Here is a 20,671-nt window from a genome sequence, read left to right as displayed (position 1 = left end):
CAGGTGGTATTCGCCCCGTCTTCGTGAGCGGGGCGCGATGTTGTTATTTGTACAAATCTAAAGCGGACTGCACCGGCGTTACGCCAAAGCGTTTGCCGAGGGCGATTAATTCCTCCTGCGTGATGGTCTGTTTCATGCCGCCCATTGAGTACACCTTCACCAGCACTTCAGCGGATTTTTCGGCGGTGTCAATCAGGCCAAAGGCTTCATCCAGCGTCGGGCCACTACCAAAGACGCCGTGGAACGGCCACAGCACCAGCGAATGTTTCGCCATTGCATCGGCGGTGGCCTGACCGATTTCATCGGTGCCCGGCACCATCCACGGCAGAATGCCGACGCCGTCCGGGAACACTACCAGGCATTCGGTGCTGCCTTCCCACAATTTGCGGGTGATGAAGTCAGAGTCGTTTTCCAGCACGTAGGTCAGGGCGATAAGATTGGTGGCGTGGCAGTGCATGATCACGCGATCGCGACCATTGGTCGCTTTGATGCGCTCGCAGTGTGAGCGGAAATGCGCGGGCAGCTCTGATGTCGGTACGGCATCGTCGGTCAGCCCCCAGAGAATGTGGTAGCCCGCGCCGTCGCTGTCCACCTTGACGATGCCGAGGTTGGCGGTGGGATCGAGCTGCACGTTACGGAAGAATTTACCGGAGCCGGTGACGATAAAGGGCGTGTTAGCCAGCAGCGGCATTGGCTGGCTCAGGGCGATGTAGCGCGGCTCTTTATGGAAATCTGCGGCGAAAGAGGTGATGTCTGCCTCATCCAGGCGCAGCGTCAGGTTGCCGCCGTTACGCTCGTCCCAGCCTTTCAGCCAGGCGTCGGAGGTGGCTTTGATCATCCCCTGGACAAACCAGGCGTTGGTGATGTTCTGCATAGTCTTGTGGTTCCTTTGAAAACGCCGGGTGGCGCTGCGCTTATCCGGCCTACATTTATCTCAATGCCGGGTGGCGCTACGCTTACCCGGCCTACATGTCATGCGTAGGCCCGGCAAGCGAAGCGCCGCCGGGCGGTGTTTTTAATGGCGTTCCGCTAACACGGTTTTCTCATACGCCCGCACGCTGTCGAGCCACTGGCTGCCGACCGGCGTGTCGTTGCGCTGACAATACATTTCCCACACCGCCTGCCACGGCAGCGATTTCTGCTCTTCCAGCAGCGCCAGACGTGCGGTGTAATCACCGCTCGCTTCCAGGCGACGCAGCTCGGCGGTTGGCTCCAGCAGGGCGCGCAGCAGGGCTTTTTTCATGTTGCGGGTGCCGATCACCCAGGCGGCGATGCGGTTGATAGACGCATCGAAGAAATCGAGGCCAATGTGTACGCGGTCAAACAGGTTATGACGGACGATCTCGCTGGCGATGGCCTGGGTTTCGTCGTCCAGCAGCACCACGTGGTCGCTGTCCCAGCGTACCGGGCGGCTGACGTGCAGCAGCAGGCGCGGTACGTAGAGCATGGCGGCGGAGATTTTGTCGGAGATCACTTCGGTCGGGTGGAAGTGACCGGCGTCCAGGCACAGCGCCGTCTGGCGGCTGGTGGCATAACCCATGTAAAACTCGTTAGAGCCGACGGTATAGCTCTCAGCACCGATGCCGAACAATTTGCTCTCCACTGCATCAATGTGATGCGTCAGGCTCAGCTTTTCGCTCAGCGCTTCATCCAGCGCGGCGACCAGACGCTGACGCGGCGCGAGGCGGTCAACGGTGACATCTTTCATGCCGTCCGGGATCCAGATGTTCATTACTGACGGCGTACCCAGTTGCTCGCCGAAATACGCCGATACGCGACGGCAGGCTTTCACGTGGTCGATCCAGAACTGGCGGATCTCGTCGTTAGCGTGGGACAGGGTAAAACCATCGGCTGACAGCGGATGCGAGAAACATGACGGGTTGAAATCCAGGCCCAGCTGGTTCTCTTTCGCCCAGCTCACCCAGTTTTTAAAGTGTTCAGGTTTGATGGCATCGCGCGCTACCGGCTCGTCGGATTCCAGATAAATGGCGTGCAGGTTCAGGCGCTTCGGCCCTGGAATGAGGCTCAGCGCCTGCTCCAGATCGGCCCGTAACTCTGTTGCGTTGCGCGCCTTGCCCGGATAGTTACCGGTCGCCTGAATGCCGCCCGTCAGGCCGCCCAGCGGGTTTTCAAACCCGGCGACGTCATCGCCCTGCCAGCAGTGCATGGACACCGGCAGGCGATCGAGCTGGCTCAGCGCCGCCTCGACATCAATGCCCACCGCGGCGAAGCGCTGTTTTGCCAGTTCCCAGGCCTGTTCAAGTTGAGTGGTCATGCGCAAAGCTCCTTTGTTGGTCGTTTTTGCTGAAACTGCGCAACATAGCGAGCAATTTCATTATCAGGATGAGGGGTGTAAGTGGTGAGGGCGTAACTGGACGCCACCACCTCACGGAAAGCGTCGACATTGCTCAGTTCGTCCAGCGTCATTAACTGCACGCCGATGTTGCCGAGCGTTGAGGCCTCAACGGGGCCAGCCACCACGGTGATGCCGCAGGCATCGGCGCACAGCTGGTTGAGCAACTGGTTCTGGCAGCCGCCGCCCACGATATGCAGCTGGCTGAAGGCTTTACCGCGAAGCTGCGCCAGTTCGTGCAGCACATCGGCATACAGCAGCGCCAGGCTGTCAAAAATGCAGCGCGCCAGTTCAGCGGCGGTGTGCGGTACGGGCTGGCCGTTTTCCCGGCAGGCGGCCTGCAATTCGCGGCTCATGTTTTCCGGATTAATAAAGCGCGCGTCGTTCGGGTTGATGACGAAACGGCAGGCGGGCAGGGCGGCGGTGCGGGCGATCAGATCCGCCAAATCCTGCACGTTCTGCTCTTTCAGCACCCGTTGCAGCAGCCACAGGCCCATGATGTTTTTCAGCACACGATAGCGGCCTTCCGCGCCCCCTTCGTTGGTGATGTTGGCGGCAAGCGCCTCATCGCTGGTGTAGGGCGTTTTGCTTTCAAAGCCCATCAGCGACCAGGTGCCGGAGGATAAATACGCGGCGTCTTTGCCGGCCAGCGGTGCGGCGATCACCGCGCTGGCGGTGTCATGGCTGGCGACGGCAACCACCGGCACGTCAGCCCAGTGACCGATCACATTGCCGGGATGGGTGGGGGTGCCAAGCCAGGAGGCGGGTACGCCCGCCCAGTCGAGCAGCGTCTCGTCCCAGCTGTCGGTGTGAATGTTCACCAGCTGCGTGGTGGTGGCGTTGGTGTATTCCCAGTTGAGCTGGCCGGTCAGCCGGAAGCTGAAATAGTCGGGGATGAGCAGCGCATGGGCGACGCGCGCCATCAGTTCCGGCTGCTGTTCGCTTAACGCTTTAAACTGGTAGAGCGTGTTGAAGGGTAAAAACTGAATGCCGCTGCGACGATAAATATCGGTTTTACCGGGCTGCGCTAATGCCCGCGCCATTACGCCATCGGTGCGGCTGTCGCGGTAGGAAACCGGCAGACCGACACGCTCGCCCTGCGCATCAATCAGCACGTAATCCACGCCCCAGGTATCTATGCCGATGCTGTCGATGGCGATGCCCTGCTGACGGACTTTATCCAGCCCGCAGCGGATTTCCGCTTCCAGGCTGTCGATATCCCAGCACTCGGTGCCGTCAATTTTTTGCAGACAGTTACTGAAGCGATGAATTTCGCGAAGCGTAAGGGTACGCGGCTCAACGTCGAAGCGGGCGAGCATTACGCGCCCGCTTGATGCGCCTAAATCGACTGCGACGCAATGGCGAAAAGTCATGGAGCGATCCTCTGGTGAGTCATTGCCGCCAGTCTAAAAAAGGGCCAGCAGGATCACCTTCTTGCCAGTGACAGGCCCAAACCGCCGCTGGCAAGAAACCAAAGATGAACGTGAGAGAGTTCACAGTTTCCGCTGATCAGCGGTTTTTCAGGCGCTGTGACCGCCGCCGCATTTCCTGAACTTTCCGACAGTTTCTTGAAAAATCGACAGGCTTTGCGCGCTTTGCTGTCAAAAATTCAAGGTGAGAACAGAGGGCGTTAATTACTATATTGAGAACGTTTCTCATCGACAGGGGTTGCTATGACCGTATTACACAGCGTGGACTTTTTTCCATCAGGTTATACGCCTGTTGCTATTGAACCCCGGCTGCCCCAGGCGGCATTCCCGGAACATCATCATGATTTTCATGAGATTGTGATCGTCGAGCACGGCACCGGTATTCACGTCTTCAATGGTCAGCCCTACACCATCAGCGGCGGTACCGTGTGCTTTGTACGCGATCATGACCGGCATCTCTATGAGCACACCGATAATCTCTGTCTGACCAATGTGCTGTACCGCTCCCCGGACGCGTTCCAGTTCTTATCCGGTTTAAACCAGCTGCTGCCGCAGGAGCAGGACGGGCACTATCCGTCTCACTGGCGCGTGAATCAGGGCGTATTGCAACAGATCCGCCAGATTGTCGGGCAGATGGAAACGGCGGATGAGGGCAAGGATACGGCGGCGCTGGCGAACCGTGAGATCCTCTTTATGCAGTTGCTGGTGCTGTTGCGTCGCAGCAGCCAGATGGAAGGGGCGGCGAATAACGATGCGCGCCTGAATCAGTTGATGTCATGGCTGGAAGATCATTTTGCGGAAGACGTGTGCTGGGAGTCGCTGGCGGATCAGTTCTCGCTGTCGCTGCGTACCCTGCACCGGCAGCTTAAGCAGTACACCGGCATGACGCCGCAACGTTATCTGAACCGTCTGCGGCTGATCAAAGCGCGTCATCTGTTGCGCCACAGCGACCATAGCGTCACTGACATCGCCTTTCGCTGCGGTTTTGGCGACAGTAACCACTTTTCGACGCTTTTTCGCCGGGAATTCGACTGGTCGCCGCGCGATATCCGCCAGGGACGCGACACCTTATTGCAGTAGCTGTGCGTAACGAGAGACCTGTCACCGTATTTTCGCCAGAAAACAGCTAATAATGAAAGGTTAATCGCTGTTGAGGTGACCCTGTGGCAGGCCAGTTAATTCTTCGCAAAGCCGATTTTTTTGCCCGTACCGGACAGGCGGTGGCGGTGGCGGATCGCTACCCGCAAAACGTCTTTGCGGAACATTCCCACGAGTTTAATGAACTGGTGCTGGTGTGGCGCGGCAACGGGCTGCACATTCTGAATGACCGGCCTTACCGCATCACCCGCGGCGATCTGTTCTATATTCGCGCCGAAGACCGCCATTCTTACGCCTCGGTTAACGACCTGGTGCTGCAAAATATCATCTACTGCCCGGAACGCCTGACGCTGGCGCTGGACTGGGCGGCGCATATTCCGGGGCTACAGGGCCGGGAGCCGTCGCCCCACTGGAGGCTTGGCAGTACCGGCATGACGCAGGCGCGGCAGGTGATTACCCAGCTGGAGCAGGAGAGCGCCAGAACGGACGAGCTGGCGAACCCGCTGGCGGAGGCGCTGTTCGCGCAGCTGATCCTGACGCTTAAACGGCATCGCTACGCCACGGATAACCTGTCGGCTACCGCCAGCGAGGCGCTGCTCGACAGGCTCATCACGGCGCTGGCAGGCAGCCTGAACCGGGCCTTTGCGCTGGAGGTGTTCTGCGAGCAAAACCAGTGCAGCGAACGCGCGCTGCGCCAGCAGTTCCGCACCCAGACCGGCATGACCATCAACAACTATCTGCGCCAGCTGCGCATCTGCCACGCGCAGTATTTGCTGCAACATACGGAACTGTTAATCGGCGAAATCGCCATGTGCTGCGGCTTCGAAGACAGCAACTATTTCTCGGTGGTGTTTACCCGTGAAACGGGCGCGACGCCAAGCCAGTGGCGGCAACGCTTAGCGCCAAAATTGACAGTGTCATAACGAAAAGTTATAACCACACAGAAACTACGGCATTGATAAACATTTTCAATACCAGTTAATTAACTATAATGAACCAACTGCTTACGCGGCGTTAACACTTCAGCCGCCCGACAATAATGGAGATGAATATGAGTTATACACTGCCATCCCTGCCATACGCATACGACGCTTTAGAACCGCATTTCGATAAGCAGACGATGGAAATCCATCACACCAAACACCACCAGACCTACGTAAACAACGCTAACGCAGCGCTGGAAAGTCTGCCTGAATTCGCTAACCTGCCGGTTGAAGAGCTGATCACCAAACTGGATCAGTTGCCGGCAGACAAAAAAACCGTACTGCGTAACAACGCGGGCGGTCACGCTAACCACAGCCTGTTCTGGAAAGGCCTGAAAACCGGTACCACCCTGCAGGGCGATCTGAAAGCGGCTATCGAACGTGATTTCGGCTCTGTTGAGAAATTCAAAGAAGAGTTCGAGAAAGCGGCTGCCACCCGTTTCGGCTCCGGCTGGGCGTGGCTGGTACTGAAAGGCGACAAACTGGCTGTAGTCTCTACTGCAAACCAGGACAGCCCGCTGATGGGTGAAGCAATTTCTGGCGCATCCGGCTTCCCGATCCTGGGTCTGGACGTGTGGGAACACGCTTACTACCTGAAATATCAGAACAAACGCCCGGATTACATCAAGGCGTTCTGGGAAGTGGTTAACTGGGACGAAGCAGCGGCACGTTTCGCGGCTAAAAAATAAGTCCTGATCACCTTCTGGTGAATCTGTCCAGCCCCTGTCGGTAAGCCGACAGGGGCTTTTTTTTACCCGTTACAGCCCGAAAACCTCGTCGATGGCACGCGTCTGCGCGTCGTTCAGCGTGCCGCCCGCGTTACGTGATGTCGTGCCGCAATAACCAAATTTGCGCGCCACCACGGTTTTAATGGTGATGACAAAATCATCGCCGATGGCGTAAATCGCCGACAGTTTGCCAATCTCCTGCTGAACCTGCTGTAAAGTTTGCAGATCGCCCCGGGCGAAGGCCTCACGCGCACGGACGAACAGCTCCGGCACAATGTTATTCAGCCCGGAAATCACCCCGGCGCCGCCCGCCAGCTTATTGGGAATAAAATACTCGTCGTAGCCGGAGAGTACGGTGAAATCATCCCGTACCGCCTGAGTGGCGAGGATCATATTGCGGGTGTGCGACTGGCAATCCACGGTGTCTTTAATCCCGGCAAAGTGGGGGAATTCAGCCGCCAGCGTGGCGATAAGCTCCGGCGTCAGATCACAGCCGGTACGCGCCGGAAAATTATAGGCGAACCATTTGCCGGTCAGCTGTTGACCGAGGGCGCGGTAGTAGCTGAGCAGCTGCGCAGATGTCTGTCCGTAGTAGTAGGGCGGCAGGATCATCACCGCGTCGTAGCCCGCGTCAAAGGATGCCTGCGCCATACGCAGTATATCGCTCACGCAGGTGGAGGAGACGTTCGCCACCATCGGCAGCGACGACATGGCCCGCGCTTCGCGGATCAGCGACAGCCGCTCTTCCAGCGTAAAGGAAGCGAATTCGCCGATGCTGCCCATCAGCAGAATGACGTCGATTCTGGCGTCGGTCAGGCGGGCGAGATGCTGGCGCAGGCCGTTAAAATCTATCTTGCCGTCGGTTTCCATTGGCGTAATGGACGGGCACCAGACGCCCGTAAAGCGTGCATCACTGGACATGTCGTTGACTCCTTGAATGTGAAATGGCGTTTCAGAAGTTAGCTAAGTGATAGCACGGCTTGCGGCATTTCACGCCAGTGGTGTACTTTTTTTGCGCGCTGACGCCGCAAAAATATTGTATTTGGCGGCGTTTCCGGCCAGCCTGAAGCGCAGTGGAATTATGACAAAGGGAGACGATATGCAATATCCGATGGAGGTATTTTCCGGCAAGGTGCGCGATTATCCGGGCAGCCGCCCGAGCGCCATTGCGAAAGTGCAGGTGGATGGCGAACTGACGCTTACGGAACGCGGCCTGAAAGATGACCAGCAGGCGGAGAAAAAGATCCACGGCGGACCCGACCGTGCGTTATGCCACTATCCGCGGGAACATTACGCCCAATGGGCGCGGGATTTCCCGGACCAGGCGGCGCTCTTTGTCGCCCCGGCCTTTGGCGAGAATCTGTCGACCGTCGGGCTGACGGAGAAGAACGTGTATATCGGCGATATTTTCCGCTGGGGCGAGGCGCTGATCCAGGTGACGCAGCCGCGCTCGCCGTGCTTTAAGCTCAATTTCCACTTCGGCATTCCCAATATGGCGACGCTGATGCAGGATCGCGGTCACACCGGCTGGCTGTACCGCATCGTGGCGGGCGGGAAGGTGTTCAGCGATGCGCCGCTGGAGCTGGTATCCCGTTGCAGCGAGATCAGCGTCCATGAGGCGGGTGTCATTGCCTGGCATACGCCGTTCGACGATGAGCAGTATCATCGCCTGCTATCAGCGGCAGGGCTGTCGGTGAGCTGGGCAAGAACCATGCAGAAACGGCGGATTAGCGGCAAAATCGAAGACAGTTCGCGGCGGTTGCGCGGGTAACCGGCGTTGCCCTCTCCCGGTGAAGGAGAGGGCGCTACATCAGGCGCGCTTGCTATACAACGGCAGCCAGAGGGTCAGGCGCAGGCCGCCTAACGGGCTGTCGTCGGCTTTCACCCAGCCGCGGTGCTGCTGGATGGCGGTTTCGACAATCGCCAGCCCCAGCCCTGTGCCGCCGGACTCGCGATCGCGGGCCTCGTCGGTACGGTAGAACGGCCGGAAAATCTGCTCGCGATCTGCCGGGCTGACGCCCGGACCGTCATCATCCACGTGAATGGTGATGCCGTCTTTATCCACCGCAAATCCCACTTCAATCTGCGTGTGTGAATAACGCAGCGCATTACGCACGATGTTTTCCAGCGCGCTTTCCAGCGCGTTCGGGTTGCCGTACAACGGCCATGGCCCTGGCGGGAAGGTCACCGTCAACGTCTTGCCCATTTGTTCGGCTTCAAAGGCGGCGTTGTCCAGTACCTCGCTCCACAGCTGATTCGCTTTCATGGTTTCGCTGACCAGCGCGTTTTTCTGCTGATTACGCGACATTACCAGCAGGTCGTTGATCATGCTGTCGAGCCGCTGCGCTTCGGTTTCGATGCGCTCCAGCTCTTTGCTTTCACCACTGCGACGGCGCAGCAGGGCGGTGCCCAGTTGCAGACGCGTCAGCGGGGTGCGCAGTTCATGCGAAATATCAGAAAGCAGGCGTTGCTGCGAGGTCATCATGCGTTCTAGGGCCGTCACCATCTGGTTAAAGCTGGCCCCGGCGGCGAGGAATTCCTGCGGCCCCGCTTCCAGTTCCGGATGCTGACGCAGGTTACCCTGCGCCACTTCATCGGCAGCATTTTTCAGCTTACGCGCCGGTTTGGCGAGACTCCACGCCAGCCATAACAGCAATGGCGAACTGACCAGCATGGTGACAATCAGCAGTAATAACGGGCGGTCAAAAAGCAGGTTGATAAAGTCTGACTGCGAGCTGCTGGCCGGACGAATGAGATAGAGCTGGTAATTATCTTCCCCATCCCTGATGGAAAATGGCCCTACCAGCTCTACCCGACCGTACTTTTTCTTCTGCGGATGGTCGGAGTTATCCGCCTGCCCGATGAAGTTACGAATGATCTGCATTTCGCTGCGTTCTGCGCCAATCACGCGCCCTTCGCTGGTCACCAGCAGCAGGCGTTGACCCGGCGGCGCCCATTTGTCGATCGCGCGGAATAATCTGCGCCACCACATCAGGTCGTTCGGCGGATCATTGGCCAGTTCCGCTTCGACATGCTGTTCGATCATCACGCCCTGGCGCTGTTCGCTGTCGAGCAACTCCGTCATCTGACGGGAGTCCAGCTTCGGCACCATCAGTACCAGCATCAGCACCAGTGCCAGCGTTAACCAGAAAATGGCAAAGATGCGCGCAGTCAAACTTCCAATCATGAAGCAGAAACCATCAGATAGCCGCGACCACGCAGGGTTTTAAACCACGGATGTCCGTCTTTGCGTTCCGGCAATTTACGGCGCAGGTTGGAAATGTGCATATCGATGGCGCGATCAAACGGCGTTAAGCGCTTACCCAGCACTTCCTGGCTCAGATGTTCACGGGAAACGACCTGGCCCAGATGCTGCGCCAGCAGATAAAGCAGCGTGAATTCGGTGCCGGTAAGTTCCAGCGACTGTCCATCAAAGCTGGCTTCCTGACGGCCTGGATTGAGGCTTAAGGCGTCGACTTCTAAAGTAGGGGAACCGTTATCGCTGTTTTGCTGCTGCTCGCTCCAGTGTGAACGGCGCAGGATGGCGCGGATGCGCGCAACCAGCTCACGGTCGTTGAAGGGTTTAGGCAGATAATCGTCCGCGCCCAGCTCAAGGCCGAGTACGCGATCCAGTTCGCTGCCGCGTGCAGTCAACATAATAACGGGCGTCTGGTGTGTCTGGCGAAGCTCTTTAAGTGTATCAATACCGTTTTTCTTCGGCATCATCACGTCGAGCAAAAGTAAATCGATACTGTCGTCAAGGAGGTCGAGCGCTTGTTCCCCATCATGGGCAACCAACACGTCAAAGCCTTCCATGTCGAGCAGTTCCTTTAACAGGGATGTAAGCTCTCGGTCATCATCAACTAACAGGATTTTATTCATTGTTTAAATACCTCCGAGGCAGAAATTACGTCATCAAGGCGCGCTAATCCATGACTTTACGTTGTTTTACACCCCCTGACGCTAGTTTTCAGCCTGAACCGTACACTGGCTCTCGTTGAATCGCGAAACAAAAGATTTTGGGAGTAAGTGATGCGCAATGTTACCGCTGCCGTCATGGCCTCAAGCCTGGCATTCAGTGCAGTCAGCCAGGCAACTGGAGACGTAACAGGCGATAACTGGCATCCAGCAGATGGACTTACTCAGCGTAGCAGCCAGAGCCACATGTTTGACGGTATTAGTTTAACCGAACATCAGCGACAGCAGTTACGCGATCTCATGCAGCGGGCACGGCACGACCAACCCCCTGTCAACGTGAGCGACGTGGAGACAATGCACAACCTTGTCACCGCACAAAAATTTGATGAAAGCGCTGTGCGCGCTCAGGCAGAAAAAATGTCACAAGAACAGGTTGTTCGCCAGGTCGAAATGGCCAGGGTTCGCAACCAGATGTACCACCTGCTAACGCCGGAGCAGCAAGCGGTTTTACATAAGAAACACGATCAGCGAATGAAACAACTGCGCGACGTCGCGCAAATGCAGCAAAGTTCATCGTTGAAGTTATCGAGTAGCAGCAGTACCGGTAGTAACCAGTAACACCCTGTTTTCCTTGCCATAGACACCATCCCTGTCTTCCCCCACATGATGTGGGGGTTTTTTTTGCCCGAAATTCGCCCCGGGATCCCTTAAATCCGCAATTTCACACCCTTCGATGTGTCTTTTCATCACAATGAGGCTTTTTTCATCCGTTATACTGGTTCCTGTGTTCTGGCAGGAGTCTCTATGAATCAATCTTATGGACGGCTGGTCAGCCGGGCGGCGGTTGCGGCGACAATCCTCGCAAGCGTATTACTGCTGATCAAAATCGTCGCATGGTGGTACACCGGGTCAGTCAGCATTCTGGCGGCGCTGGTGGATTCTCTGGTGGATATTGCCGCCTCGCTCACCAACCTGCTGGTGGTGCGTTACTCTTTACAGCCTGCGGATGACGAGCACACATTTGGTCACGGCAAGGCGGAATCGCTGGCGGCGCTGGCGCAAAGTATGTTTATTTCCGGCTCGGCGCTGTTCCTGTTTTTGACCGGGATACAACATCTGGCGCGCCCGGAACCGCTGAATGCGCCGGGGATCGGGGTGATTGTCACTGTGATTGCCCTGATAAGCACAGTGATCCTCGTAACCTTCCAGCGCTGGGTAGTAAGAAAAACCCAAAGCCAGGCGGTAAGGGCGGATATGCTTCATTATCAGTCTGATGTTATGATGAATGGCGCTATTCTCATCGCCCTTGGCCTGTCCTGGTATGGCTGGCACCGCGCTGATGCGTTATTTGCATTAGGTATCGGTGTTTATATATTGTACAGCGCGCTACGCATGGGTTATGAGGCGGTTCAGTCATTGCTGGATCGGGCGTTACCTGATATCGAACGTCAGGAAATATTCGAAATCGTCACTCGCTGGCCTGGGGTCAGCGGCGCGCACGACCTTCGCACGCGGCAGTCAGGGCCGACCCGCTTTATACAGATTCATTTGGAAATGGATGACAATCTTCCCCTTGTTCAGGCGCATCTGGTGGCTGAACAGGTTGAGCAGGCGATCCTGCAACGCTTTCCGGGGTCGGACGTCATCATCCATCAGGATCCTTGTTCGGTAGTACCTCAGGAAAAGGGTACGCCAATCAATGCTTTGTGATCGGTTGTAAAAGAGTGAGTCAGGCCACTTTTTTGTACAGAAATTAGCGCCATTTCGCCTGACCTGAATCAATTCAGCACAGAGATATTGATATACTATTCGCAACATCGTTGTTCACTCCTTCGGGGGAGTCGCTTCGGGCAACAGAATTCATTTTGCATTCCAAAGTTCAGAGGTAGTCATGATTAAGAAAATCGGTGTGTTGACAAGTGGCGGTGATGCGCCGGGCATGAACGCTGCAATTCGCGGCGTGGTGCGCGCGGCATTAACGGAAGGCCTGGAAGTTTGTGGTATTTATGACGGTTACTTAGGTCTTTACGAAGACCGTATGGTGCAGCTCGACCGTTACAGCGTGTCCGACATGATCAACCGTGGCGGTACTTTCCTTGGCTCCGCACGCTTCCCGGAATTCCGCGAAGAGCATATCCGCGCTGTGGCTATCGAAAACATGAAAAAACGCGGTATCGACGCGCTGGTGGTTATCGGCGGCGACGGCTCTTACATGGGTGCGAAGCGTCTGACTGAAATGGGCTTCCCGTGCATCGGTCTTCCAGGCACCATCGATAACGACGTGGCAGGTACTGACTACACCATCGGTTACTTCACCGCGCTGCACACGGTTGTTGAAGCCATTGACCGTCTGCGCGACACCTCTTCCTCTCACCAGCGTATCTCCATTGTTGAAGTGATGGGCCGTTACTGCGGCGACCTGACGCTGGCTGCGGCTATCGCGGGCGGCTGTGAGTTTATCGTACTGCCGGAAGTGGAATTCAGCCGCGAAGACCTGGTTAACGAAATCAAAGCCGGTATCGCGAAAGGTAAAAAACACGCCATCGTTGCCATCACCGAGCACATCTGCGACATCGACGAGCTGGCGAAATACATCGAAGAAGAAACGCAGCGTGAAACCCGCGCCACCGTGCTGGGTCACATCCAGCGTGGCGGTTCGCCGGTGCCTTACGACCGTATTCTCGCTTCCCGCATGGGCGCTTACGCCATTGAATTGCTGTTGCAGGGCCACGGCGGTCGTTGCGTCGGTATTCAGAACGAAAAAATGGTGCACCACGACATCATCGACGCTATCGAGAACATGAAGCGTCCGTTCAAAGGCGACTGGCTGGACTGCGCCAAAAAACTCTATTAATGCCTTATCATCCCTCTCCGCCCGGAGAGGGATGCTTTTCTTATTCCCCGCTGTTATAGCCAATCTTTTTTTATTCTTTAATCATTGGTTCGCTTTCTGGCACGCTGCTTTCATCACAACACAACAGCATATGAGAGCGAGCAATGAACAAATGGGGCGTGGGGTTAACTTTACTGCTGGCATCCGGCAGTGTTCTGGCGAAGGATATTCAGTTATTAAACGTGTCTTACGATCCAACGCGTGAGCTGTACGATCAGTACAACAAAGCGTTCAGTGCTCACTGGAAACAGGAAACCGGCGATAACGTCGTGATCCGCCAGTCACACGGCGGCTCGGGCAAACAGGCAACGTCTGTTATCAACGGTATTGAAGCCGATGTGGTGACGCTGGCGCTGGCCTATGATGTGGATGCGATTGCTGAGCGTGGCCGTATCGACAAAAACTGGATCAAACGCCTGCCGGATAACTCCGCGCCGTACACTTCCACCATCGTCTTCCTGGTGCGTAAAGGCAACCCGAAACAAATCCACGACTGGAATGATCTGATCAAACCGGGCGTCTCTGTGATCACGCCGAACCCGAAAAGCTCCGGCGGCGCGCGCTGGAACTATCTGGCGGCATGGGGCTACGCCCTCCATCACAACAACAACGATCAGGCTAAAGCGCAGGACTTCGTGAAGTCGCTGTTTAAAAACGTTGAAGTGCTGGATTCCGGCGCACGCGGCGCGACCAATACCTTCGTGGAACGCGGTATCGGCGACGTGCTGATCGCCTGGGAAAACGAAGCGCTGCTGGCGACCAACGAGCTGGGCAAAGACAAGTTTGAGATCGTCACGCCGAGCGAATCCATTCTGGCCGAGCCGACCGTTTCCGTGGTCGACAAAGTGGTCGAGAAGAAAGACACCAAAACCGTGGCCGAAGCCTATCTGAAGTATCTCTACTCACCGGAAGGTCAGGAGATCGCGGCGAAAAACTTCTACCGCCCGCGTAACGCGGAAGTGGCGAAAAAATACGAAGGCGCCTTCCCGAAACTGAAACTGTTCACCATTGATGAAGAGTTCGGCGGCTGGACGAAAGCCCAGAAAGAGCACTTCTCTAACGGCGGTACTTTCGACCAGATCAGTAAGCGTTAATTATCCTCTGCTGCCCGGCGACACGAGTGAGTCGGGCAGCGTTTTTATTTGGTCATTATTTTGCGTTACCCTTCCGGTAAAAGTTTTTTCCGGAACGTAAAATGAAACGACTTCTCTCTATCTTCATCCTGCTGATTATTCTTCTCCTCGCCGCCGTTGCGGGCGTCTGGCTGTGGCTTCAGTCCGGTAATCCGAATGCGCTGCGGCAGATTGTTTTCGAACAGTGTCTTCCCCATCAGCAACCCTGCGCCGAGGTTAACCTCAACAGCGGCTATGTGGTGTTCAAAGATCGTAATGGCCCGTTGCAGTACCTGTTGATGCCAACCTATAAAATCAACGGCACGGAAAGCCCGCTGCTGCTGGAGCCGCAAACGCCGAACTTTTTCTGGCAGGCGTGGAGCGCGCGACGTTTTATGAGCGAACGCCGGGGCGCGCCTGTGCCTGATGAGGCGGTATCGCTGACCATTAATTCCCGCAGCGGACGCACGCAAAATCATTTCCATATTCATATCTCCTGCCTGCGGCCCGATGTCCGCGCCGCGCTTGATGAACACAGCGCCGCGATCAGCAGCCGCTGGCTGCCGTTCCCCGGGGGGCTGCGCGGGCATGATTATCTGGCCCGTCGCGTCACTGAAAACGAACTGGTGAAGCGCAGCCCGTTTTTAATGCTGGCCGAAGAAGTGCCGGACGCGCGCGAGCATATGGGCCGCTATGCGCTGGCAATGGTGAAACAGGCGGATGGCGCCTTTGTTCTGCTGGCGACCAGCCGCAATCTGCTGATGCTTAACCGCGCCTCCGCCGAGGAAATCCAGGATCATGAGTGTGCGATCCTCAAATAACCTGCGAATAATTAGCGTTTACGGGGCGGAGTTGTCGCCGTAGACTTGCTGAAAATATCGTCAGGAGACAGGTATGTCGCTCTGGTTTTCACACCCGCTGTTCCTTCCGTCGCTGATTGTTGGCGTCACCATTGTGCTCTGGGCAACGTCACTGCTGCCGGAGTTTATTACCGCGCTGCTGTTTTTCGCGGCGGCGATGGTGGCAAAAATCGCCCCGCCGGACGTCATTTTCGGCGGCTTCGCTTCTTCAGCCTTCTGGCTGGTGTTCAGCGGATTTGTGCTCGGCGTGGCGATCCGCAAAACCGGGCTGGCAGACCGGGCGGCGAGGGCGCTGTCGGCGAGGCTCACCGACTCCTGGCCGCTGATGGTCGGCAGCGTGGTACTGCTGAGCTATGCGCTGGCATTTGTCATGCCGTCGAACATGGGACGTATAGCGCTGCTGATGCCGATTGTCGCGGCGATGGCGGCACGGGCCGGGATCAACGACGGCACGCGCGCCTGGTACGGGCTGGCGCTGGCGGTGGGCTTCGGCACTTTTCAGCTGTCGGCGACCATTCTGCCTGCTAACGTGCCGAATCTGGTAATGAGCGGGGCGGCGGAAGGCTCTTACGGCATTCATCTTAACTATCTGCCCTATCTGCTGCTGCACACGCCGGTGCTCGGCATTCTGAAAGGCCTGGTGCTGATCGGACTGATATGCTGGCTGTTTCCCGGTAAACCACATGCGCCGCGCGAGCTGGCTTCCGCCGGGCCGATGAGCCGGGAGGAAAAACGACTCGCCTGGCTGCTGGCGGTGGTGCTGATCATGTGGGTGAGCGAGAGCTGGCACGGTATCGGTCCGGCGTGGACCGGGCTGGCGGCGGCATGCGTCACCCTGTTGCCGCGCGTGGGTTTCATCACCGGCGACGAGTTTGCCAGCGGCGTGAATATGCGCACTTGTATTTATGTGGCGGGCATTTTAGGGCTTGCGATCACCGTGACTCAGACCGGCATTGGCAGCGCCGTAGGCGGCGCGCTGCTGCACGTGATGCCGCTCGATCCCGATAATCCCTTCACCAGTTTTCTTGCCCTGACCGGCATCACCACGGCGTTAAACTTTATTATGACCGCCAACGGCGTACCGGCGTTGTACACCACGCTGGCGCAGAGTTTCGCCGATGCGACGGGCTTTCCGCTGCTGTCGGTGATCATGATCCAGGTGCTGGGGTATTCGACGCCGCTGCTGCCGTATCAGGCATCGCCTATCGTGGTGGCGATGGCGCTGGGCAAAGTGCCGGCGCGGGCGGGAATGCTGTTGTGTCTGGCGCTGGCGGTGGCAACCTATCTGGTGCTGCTGCCGCTGGATTATCTGTGGTTCAGTATTCTGGGACGGCTGTAAAAAAGCCCGGTGGCGCTGGCGCTTACCGGGCCTGGAGAACCGCAGGGCGGGTTAGCGAAGCGCCACCCGCCGCAAAGGTTTTTTACGCTTGTTTAGCCGCTTCTGCCGCTTTCACGATCACCGCGAAGGCGTCAGCTTTCAGGGAAGCGCCGCCAACCAGCGCGCCGTCGATGTCCGGCTGGGCGAACAGTTCAGCTGCGTTACCGGCGTTTACAGAACCGCCGTACTGGATGATGACCTGCTCAGCCACGTTCGCGTCAACTTTAGCGATGTGGTCGCGGATGAATTTGTGTACTGCCTGCGCCTGCGCAGGGGTAGCGGATTTGCCGGTACCGATAGCCCAGACCGGTTCGTAGGCAATCACTGCGCCTTCAAAGGCGGCCGCGCCCTGGGTTTTCAGCACCGCGTCGATCTGACGTGCGCACACTTCTTCGGTTTTACCCGCTTCGTTTTCCGCTTCGGTTTCACCGATGCACAGCACCGGGATCAGACCCTGTTCTTTCAGCACAGCGAATTTTTTAGCGATGAACTCATCGGATTCCGCGTGGTAGGTACGACGCTCAGAGTGACCGATGATGATGTATTTTGCGCCGATGTCTTTCAGCATTTCTGCGGAGGTTTCACCGGTGAATGCGCCAGACAGGTTAACGTCGACGTTCTGCGCGCCGAGGATGATGTGGCTACCGTCTGCGGCACGTTTCGCCAGATCCAGGTACAGGTCCGGCGGCGCGATAGCAACGCCACAGCCAGATACGCCAGCCAGCTCGGTACGCAGGTTAGCAATCAGCTCATTTACCATGTGGCGGTTGCCGTTCAGTTTCCAGTTACCCATCACTAAAGGATGTCGCATTTTCATTCTCCACGCGTTAAGCGAATCAAGGAATATGGCTGCCGTTCAGGACAGCATGGTCTGTGAACAGTATAGAGATTCATCCCCTCAAAGGCTTTGCTTTTTGTCATTTATTGTTGCCTTCAGGTGTCTCAGATAGCGTCAGCTTAATCGGTTCAACAGCGAAGGTCAGCCCCTTTTCGCCGTTATCTGCCACTACATAACGCAATGCGCCCTCGGTTTCAGCGAAATAAACTTTGCCTTTACCGCCAGCGAGAATTTTTTGCAGCTTTTGCAGGCTTTGCGCGCTGGTCAACGTGGGAGTGAAAACGCGCAGGACGGCGGCCATATATTCCTGCGCTTTCGCCTTCGAGGCTTTCTGATCCGGCCCGCGGATCGGCAGCCAGGTGATCTGCATCGATTTAATCTTCAGCGTGCCCCGCTCCAGCGCGGTCGAGGCATAGAGATTATCGTTAATCTTGCTGGCGGCCCGCGTCAGGCTGGCGCGATCGGTACGCGAATCTATAGCGCGAAACTCGTTCAGCGTAAGCCCTGGGTTGGCGGTATTAAATTTTTCCCGGAACGCGCTGATAGAGAGATCAAAGGTGGGCGCGCCCGTCACCAGGTAAGGGGCCGTTGCCGCCAGCGGCGCGTCCACGGCGCGGCCTGCCAGGCTGGTAAGCAGCAGGGAAAGCAACAGGCAAACCCGTAAATCCCGTATCTTCATCAACATCGTCCTCTGTGCAATGTGTTGCCGATTAAAACGATAACCGTCCCGCTTGTCAAAAACGGCGCTGATCAGGGTAAACTACGCGGCATTACGATTATAAGGAACCTTACATGACCATACAGCAGTGGTTATTCTCATTTAAAGGACGTATTGGGCGTCGTGACTTCTGGATCTGGATCGCGCTCTGGGCGCTCTCCATGGTATTACTGTTCAGCCTCGCGGGTAATGGGTGGCTGGATCTGCAAATGGCCGCGTTTGCGCTGGTGTGCCTGATATGGCCGACGGCATGCGTAACCGTCAAGCGGCTGCACGATCGCAATAAATCCGGCCTGTGGGCGTTACTGATGGTGGTAGCGTGGATCTTACTGGCCGGGAACTGGGCGGTGCTGGGCGGCGTCTGGGTCTGGGCGGTCGGACGCTTCATTCCGACGCTGATCATGGTAATGCTCTTGATCGACCTGGGCGCGTTTGTGGGCACCCAGGGCGAAAATAAGTTCGGCAAAGACACGCTGGACGTGAAGTTCCGTTAATTACCAGTAATGCTCAGCGGTCATATGACCCGGACGGCGACGCAAATGTTTGGTCATCTGCCGGGTATCTTTCAGTAACTGCTGGGTATCACGCACCATCTGCGGATTACCGCACAGCATCACGTGGCTGGTCGCGGTATCCATCGGCAGTCCCACGGCTTTTTCCAGTTCTCCGCTTTCGATCAGCGCCGGTACGCGCCCATGCAGCGAGCCGGAAACCGTTTCACGGCTGACTACCGTCTGAATATGCAGTTTTCCTTCGTAGCGCTTTTGCAGCTCCAGCATTAGCGGCAGATAGCTGAGATCCGCGGCGTAACGCGCGGCGTGCACCAGCACCAGGTTTTTAAAGCGCTCCAGCCCTTTGCCTTCCTGCAACATCGACAGATAAGGCCCAATCGCCGTACCCGTCGCCAGCATCCACAGGGTGTCGCAGTCCGGCACTTCATCAAGCACAAAGAAACCGGCGGCTTCGGCCACGATGAGCACTTCATCACCGGGTTTCAGCGCCGCCAGCCGTGGGCTGAGCTTACCGTCCGGCACTGTGACCAGATAGAATTCCAGATCGGGATCGGAAGGGGCATTGACATAAGAGTAGGCGCGCTGAACGCGCTCGCCGTCAATCTCCAGCCCCAGCTTGGCAAACTGACCGGCAGTGAAGGGATTAACGGGGGCATGAAGGGTGAGACTAAACAGCGCATCGGTCCAGAATTCAACCTTTACGACTTTTCCTGTTACCCAATCCGCCATGATTATCTCCTGTTCTGATGCGATGCCTTATCTTCGTTTCTCAACCCTGACATTTCCAGCCCGCAGGGGCCGGAAAGCTCATTTGATCAAATGATTTCAGAGAATATGTCGCTGTACGTCCACGTCTTTACGATCCAGATAATGAATGGATTTGATGCGACGAATGGTGCGCGATTTGCCGCGGATCAGCAGCGTTTCGGTGGTCGCCATGTTGCCTTTGCGGGTGATGCCGTCCAGCAGATCGCCTTTGGTGATGCCGGTGGCCGAGAAAATCACGTTGTCGTTACGCGCCATATCATCCAGCTTAAGCACGGTGTCCGCCTGAATGCCCATCGCTTTGCAGCGCGCCAGCTCCTGCTCGCCGATACGACGATTTTCCTCGCTGTCGCCTTTGACGCTATGACGGGCCAGCAGACGGCCCTGCATATCGCCATCCAGCGCACGGATCACCGCGGCTGACACCACGCCCTCCGGCGCGCCGCCGATGCCGTACAGCACGTCCACTTCGCTGTCAGGCATACAGGTGAGAATGGACGCGGCGACATCGCCATCCGGAATGGCGAACACGCGCACGCCGAGCTTTTGCATTTCCGCGATCACGCCGTCGTGGCGCGGTTTCGCCAGAATTGTGACCGTCAGTTCAGAAAGCGGTTTTTGCAGCGCAGCAGCGACGTTACGCAGGTTTTGTTCCAGCGGCAGGTTGAGATCGATGGCGCCTTTCGCGCCAGGCCCGACAATCAGTTTTTCCATATACATGTCAGGCGCGTTCAGGAAGGTGCCTTTATCGCCCACTGCCAGCACTGCCAGCGCATTGGCCTGGCCCATCGCCGTCATGCGGGTACCTTCGATAGGATCCACGGCGATATCCACCGCATCGCCGTTGCCGGTACCGACTTTTTCACCGATGTAGAGCATCGGCGCTTCATCAATTTCACCTTCGCCAATCACGATGGTGCCGTCGATATTGACCTGATTCAGCATGATGCGCATGGCGTGTACCGCTGCGCCATCGGCAACGTTTTTGTCGCCGCGGCCCAGCCACTTATAGCCCGCCAGCGCGGCAGCTTCCGTTACGCGGGAAAATTCGATGGCAAGTTCTCGTTTCATTACAGACTCGTTTA

Annotated in this window: 21 protein-coding genes; 11 read left to right on the top strand and 10 right to left on the bottom strand. The window is 57.0% G+C overall.

The window, feature by feature from the left end:
• Window positions 1-43: 43 nt before the first annotated feature.
• The 3 genes from rhaD to rhaB all read right to left on the bottom strand — a co-directional run bounded on the left by rhaD (window position 44) and on the right by rhaB (window position 3,726).
• Entirely contained in the window at window positions 44-874 is an 831-nt protein-coding gene (rhaD, locus tag ACQUTD_RS18925; RefSeq protein ID WP_318364362.1) for a rhamnulose-1-phosphate aldolase, read from the bottom strand.
• A 141-nt stretch (window positions 875-1,015) separates the two neighbouring features.
• Window positions 1,016-2,275 carry an L-rhamnose isomerase gene (gene rhaA, locus ACQUTD_RS18920; protein ID WP_473277195.1) on the bottom strand — a complete coding sequence of 420 codons (1,260 nt, stop codon included), beginning with the start codon at window positions 2,273-2,275 and terminating at the stop codon, window positions 1,016-1,018.
• Complete coding sequence (gene rhaB, locus ACQUTD_RS18915; RefSeq protein ID WP_473277194.1) at window positions 2,272-3,726, bottom strand: rhamnulokinase; 1,455 nt, start codon at window positions 3,724-3,726, stop codon at window positions 2,272-2,274. The genes rhaA and rhaB overlap by 4 nt, the downstream gene beginning before the upstream one ends.
• Window positions 3,727-4,026: 300 nt before the next feature.
• On the opposite strand from rhaB, the gene rhaS reads away from it, so the two are divergent.
• The 3 genes from rhaS (at window position 4,027) to sodA (ending at window position 6,553) form a co-directional block, all read left to right on the top strand.
• Window positions 4,027-4,863, top strand: a complete 837-nt coding sequence (rhaS, locus tag ACQUTD_RS18910) for an HTH-type transcriptional activator RhaS (protein WP_318364365.1) — start codon at window positions 4,027-4,029, stop codon at window positions 4,861-4,863.
• Window positions 4,864-4,946: 83 nt separating this feature from the next.
• Window positions 4,947-5,804, top strand: coding sequence for an HTH-type transcriptional activator RhaR (gene rhaR / locus ACQUTD_RS18905; protein ID WP_473277192.1), 858 nt, complete (start codon window positions 4,947-4,949; stop codon window positions 5,802-5,804).
• Window positions 5,805-5,932: 128 nt separating this feature from the next.
• On the top strand, window positions 5,933-6,553 hold the full coding sequence (gene sodA / locus ACQUTD_RS18900) for a superoxide dismutase [Mn] (protein WP_072571352.1): 621 nt from the start codon (window positions 5,933-5,935) through the stop codon (window positions 6,551-6,553).
• A gap of 69 nt (window positions 6,554-6,622) precedes the next feature.
• Here the strand turns inward: sodA and ACQUTD_RS18895 are convergent, their stop codons facing one another.
• The gene (locus ACQUTD_RS18895) at window positions 6,623-7,513 is read right to left on the bottom strand and encodes a dihydrodipicolinate synthase family protein (protein ID WP_473277191.1); all 891 of its coding nucleotides are present in this window, start codon (window positions 7,511-7,513) and stop codon (window positions 6,623-6,625) included.
• A 178-nt stretch (window positions 7,514-7,691) separates the two neighbouring features.
• Between ACQUTD_RS18895 and yiiM the strand changes: the two genes are divergently transcribed.
• A complete protein-coding gene (yiiM, locus tag ACQUTD_RS18890; protein ID WP_072571350.1) occupies window positions 7,692-8,363 on the top strand; it encodes a 6-hydroxyaminopurine reductase in 672 nt (223 codons plus the stop codon).
• A 39-nt stretch (window positions 8,364-8,402) separates the two neighbouring features.
• Here yiiM and cpxA read toward each other — a convergent pair whose 3' ends face one another.
• The gene (gene cpxA, locus ACQUTD_RS18885) at window positions 8,403-9,779 is read right to left on the bottom strand and encodes an envelope stress sensor histidine kinase CpxA (RefSeq protein ID WP_072571349.1); all 1,377 of its coding nucleotides are present in this window, start codon (window positions 9,777-9,779) and stop codon (window positions 8,403-8,405) included.
• Entirely contained in the window at window positions 9,776-10,474 is a 699-nt protein-coding gene (gene cpxR / locus ACQUTD_RS18880; RefSeq protein ID WP_072571348.1) for an envelope stress response regulator transcription factor CpxR, read from the bottom strand. Before cpxR ends, cpxA begins: the two co-directional genes overlap by 4 nt.
• A gap of 150 nt (window positions 10,475-10,624) precedes the next feature.
• On the opposite strand from cpxR, the gene cpxP reads away from it, so the two are divergent.
• The 6 genes from cpxP (at window position 10,625) to ACQUTD_RS18850 (ending at window position 16,714) form a co-directional block, all read left to right on the top strand.
• Window positions 10,625-11,128: a cell-envelope stress modulator CpxP gene (gene cpxP / locus ACQUTD_RS18875; protein ID WP_473277190.1), complete on the top strand. Its 504-nt coding sequence runs from the start codon at window positions 10,625-10,627 to the stop codon at window positions 11,126-11,128.
• A 186-nt stretch (window positions 11,129-11,314) separates the two neighbouring features.
• A complete protein-coding gene (gene fieF, locus ACQUTD_RS18870; RefSeq protein WP_473277189.1) occupies window positions 11,315-12,220 on the top strand; it encodes a CDF family cation-efflux transporter FieF in 906 nt (301 codons plus the stop codon).
• A 181-nt stretch (window positions 12,221-12,401) separates the two neighbouring features.
• A complete protein-coding gene (gene pfkA / locus ACQUTD_RS18865; protein ID WP_072571345.1) occupies window positions 12,402-13,364 on the top strand; it encodes a 6-phosphofructokinase in 963 nt (320 codons plus the stop codon).
• 143 nt (window positions 13,365-13,507) lie between these two features.
• On the top strand, window positions 13,508-14,497 hold the full coding sequence (gene sbp / locus ACQUTD_RS18860) for a sulfate/thiosulfate ABC transporter substrate-binding protein Sbp (protein WP_072571344.1): 990 nt from the start codon (window positions 13,508-13,510) through the stop codon (window positions 14,495-14,497).
• Window positions 14,498-14,598: 101 nt separating this feature from the next.
• Entirely contained in the window at window positions 14,599-15,336 is a 738-nt protein-coding gene (locus ACQUTD_RS18855) for a CDP-diacylglycerol diphosphatase (RefSeq protein ID WP_473277186.1), read from the top strand.
• Window positions 15,337-15,409: 73 nt separating this feature from the next.
• Complete coding sequence (locus ACQUTD_RS18850; RefSeq protein ID WP_318364375.1) at window positions 15,410-16,714, top strand: SLC13 family permease; 1,305 nt, start codon at window positions 15,410-15,412, stop codon at window positions 16,712-16,714.
• Between the two features lie 82 nt (window positions 16,715-16,796).
• On the opposite strand, the gene tpiA is transcribed toward ACQUTD_RS18850, so the two are convergent.
• Together tpiA and ACQUTD_RS18840 are read right to left on the bottom strand one after the other, a co-directional pair.
• Complete coding sequence (gene tpiA, locus ACQUTD_RS18845) at window positions 16,797-17,564, bottom strand: triose-phosphate isomerase (RefSeq protein ID WP_072571341.1); 768 nt, start codon at window positions 17,562-17,564, stop codon at window positions 16,797-16,799.
• Window positions 17,565-17,670: 106 nt separating this feature from the next.
• Window positions 17,671-18,270 (bottom strand): DUF1454 family protein, encoded by a 600-nt coding sequence (locus tag ACQUTD_RS18840; RefSeq protein ID WP_072571340.1) that lies wholly within the window; start codon window positions 18,268-18,270, stop codon window positions 17,671-17,673.
• Window positions 18,271-18,383: 113 nt separating this feature from the next.
• Here ACQUTD_RS18840 and ACQUTD_RS18835 point away from each other — a divergent pair, with 113 nt between their 5' ends.
• Window positions 18,384-18,803, top strand: coding sequence for a DUF805 domain-containing protein (locus ACQUTD_RS18835; protein WP_318364377.1), 420 nt, complete (start codon window positions 18,384-18,386; stop codon window positions 18,801-18,803).
• On the opposite strand, the gene fpr is transcribed toward ACQUTD_RS18835, so the two are convergent.
• Both fpr and glpX read right to left on the bottom strand, forming a co-directional pair.
• Entirely contained in the window at window positions 18,804-19,550 is a 747-nt protein-coding gene (fpr, locus tag ACQUTD_RS18830) for a ferredoxin--NADP(+) reductase (RefSeq protein ID WP_473277183.1), read from the bottom strand.
• Window positions 19,551-19,646: 96 nt separating this feature from the next.
• Entirely contained in the window at window positions 19,647-20,657 is a 1,011-nt protein-coding gene (glpX, locus tag ACQUTD_RS18825) for a class II fructose-bisphosphatase (RefSeq protein ID WP_473277181.1), read from the bottom strand.
• Between the last annotated feature and the right edge of the window lie 14 nt (window positions 20,658-20,671).

The sequence above is a fragment of the Enterobacter sp. K510 genome (assembly GCF_055804875.1).
This window is presented reverse-complemented; position numbering and strand designations above follow the sequence as displayed.